Annotated in this window: 3 protein-coding genes; all 3 read left to right on the top strand. The window is 33.5% G+C overall.

All coding sequences use genetic code 11. The features are described 5' to 3' along the window. Window positions 1–182: 182 nt before the first annotated feature. Entirely contained in the window at window positions 183–1,133 is a 951-nt protein-coding gene (locus ACKI67_RS06055; RefSeq protein ID WP_407462544.1) for a hypothetical protein, read from the top strand. Window positions 1,134–1,311: 178 nt separating this feature from the next. Continuing rightward, entirely contained in the window at window positions 1,312–1,989 is a 678-nt protein-coding gene (pyrH, locus tag ACKI67_RS06050) for a UMP kinase (RefSeq protein WP_407462543.1), read from the top strand. A 130-nt stretch (window positions 1,990–2,119) separates the two neighbouring features. After that, window positions 2,120–2,640: TatD family hydrolase (locus ACKI67_RS06045; protein WP_407462542.1), on the top strand; the 521-nt coding region annotated here is incomplete at its 3' end.

The following is a 2,640-nucleotide window of genomic DNA, read 5'->3' as shown; positions in this document are numbered from 1 at the left end:
TGTCAAACCATAATAATAACCTTAAATTGATATAATATATTATATATTGGTATAAGTTACTTATATAAGTAATGATGAAAACTAGAAAATTTTAAGAAAATATTAATAATTGAAAAGATATAGATTATTTAAATAAGACTATTTAAAAAGACTATTTTTATTAAGTTAACGGAGGAAAGTAATTGTTTGGTCTAAAAAACATCAACACGGAAAACAAATATGATGAAACAGATGAAAAGAAGCTTAAAATAGCTGATACTATCTCTATTTTTACAAATCCTCCAATCATCACAATTCCATTATTTACATTAATTTGTATAATTCTTGCATGTGATGGGATTCCATTTACAAGTGGATTCAGCTTTGATTGGACCCAATTCATCATTATAGAACTGATTTCACTTATCTTTGCATCCATCTTGCCACTGGCAATAACCCTCTATTGGGCAAGGAAACTGAATACAGACAAGGACATTTCCAATAGGGAAGACCGTTTCGTTCCTCTTATTGTAGGGGTCTTGTCTTACTTAATAGGATTTATAATCGCATGGGCTCTTGGAGTTTCCAATTTCTTGATTGTTTTAATACTTTGTTATGCAGTGAACACCTTAATTGTATTGCTCATTACTTATAAATGGAAAATCAGCATCCATACAACTGGGCTCACTGGACCAGTAGCTGCGTTGATCATGCTTCTTGGACCAATTGGCGCTTTGGTTGGATTGCTATATCCAGTACTCATTTGGAGCAGATTCACATTAAAGAAGCATACAATGGCTCAGGCAATAGCAGGTGGTGTGTTTGGACTTGTCATGACAGTATTGGAAGCTTATCTATACATGGATTTACTGCATTTGCCTGTTTACAATTTAGTTCCATTAGGTGAATGCTTGTGGATTATTCTTGGACTTGTCTTCGCTCCGATAGTCTTAGGCATTCTAACAATATTGAATGACAATGGAAAAAGCAATACAAAAGTGATATTCTATTTATTATGCATTTTAGCAATTGTATTTTTCATATTCTTTGCTCCTCAATCAGCATTGATAATTCTCATTCTTGAAATAATCACATCAATTTTAGTGAGCTACTATGGTGGAGAGAATTTCAGTTGGTTTAGAGCAATACGATAGTAAATTTAAACATGGAATTTCAGTTGGTTTAAAGAATACAATAGTAAATTTAAATATAATTAAATAGATAAATTATAACCATATTAAGTAATTTGTTAAAATCAATTTAAGTGATATTTACTAAATTTACTAAAAAACTAACTAAAAAAACTATAAAAAACATTTGAAAGGTGAACTTATGAGAATTGTAGCTGCTATTGGAGGATCAATATTATTACAGGATTACAACGCTGAAAGATTTAAGGAATATGCTAAGCTCTTGAAGGAACAAAGCGAAGAGCATGAAATATTTGTTGTTGTAGGTGGAGGAAAACCTGCAAGAGAATACATTGGAGTTGTAAGAGACCTCGGTGCAGGAGAAGCAAAATGTGATGATATTGGAATAGAAGTTACAAGAGTGAATGCAAAGCTCCTATTGCTTGCACTTGGAGATTTCGCATATCAAAGAGTTCCTCATAACTTCCAGGAAGCTTTAGAATTTTCTGCAACTGGAAAAATAGTTGTTATGGGTGGAACTGAACCTGCACACAGTACTGATGCAGTATCTGCAATCTTGGCAGAATATGTTCAAGCAGACATGCTAGTCAACTTGACAGCTGTTGACGGACTTTACACTAAAGACCCTAAAAAGTATGATGATGCTGAATTGATTGAAGAGATTACAGCTTCAGATATGATGGATATCATCAGTGGAAATGAAGTCAAGGCAGGAACCTATGAATTCATTGACACAACTGCAATTCAAATGATCAAACGTTCCAATTTGGAAACTGTAATAGCTAACGGTAATGACCCACAAAACCTAATTAGAGCCATTAAAGGCGAAAAGATAGGAACCCGTGTTATCTCAGAATAGATAACACAATTACTTTTTTTTAATTATAAAATAGAAAATTTTGTTCAAACTTCTTTTAAGAATTTTTTCTAATAAAAAATGAAAATTATTTTGATCAAACTTTTTCTAAAAGTTTGTTTTAGTGATTGAAATGACTGGATTAATTGATATAGGCTTAAATTTAATGCACAAGTCCTTTGACAAAAATAGGGAAGAAATCATCAGGAATGCAAATGCAGTTGGAGTAAGCCAGTTCATCATAACTGGAACACACATCAAATCAAGTGAAACTGCATTGAACTATGCAAAGCAAGAGCAATTCAAAGATGTATTGTTCTCTACAGCAGGAGTTCATCCTCACGATGCAAAGACCTGTGATGAAAACACAATCGACACTTTAAGGGAATTTGCTAAGGAAGACTGTGTAGTGGCTATAGGAGAATGTGGCCTTGACTACAACAGAAACTATTCCCCTCAAGATGTTCAAAGGAAATGGTTCGAGGAACAGGTAAAGCTCGCAGATGAATTGAATATGCCACTCTTCCTACATGAGAGAGAAGCGCATGAAGATTTGGTGAAGATACTTGAAAAGTATCCGAACATGTGTGAAAAGGCTTGTGTTCACTGTTTTACAGGAACAAAAGAGGAAGCTCTAAAGTACCTTGAACTAGG

It is taken from the genome of Methanobrevibacter sp., assembly GCF_045577275.1.
GTDB lineage: Archaea > Methanobacteriota > Methanobacteria > Methanobacteriales > Methanobacteriaceae > Methanobrevibacter.
This window is presented reverse-complemented; position numbering and strand designations above follow the sequence as displayed.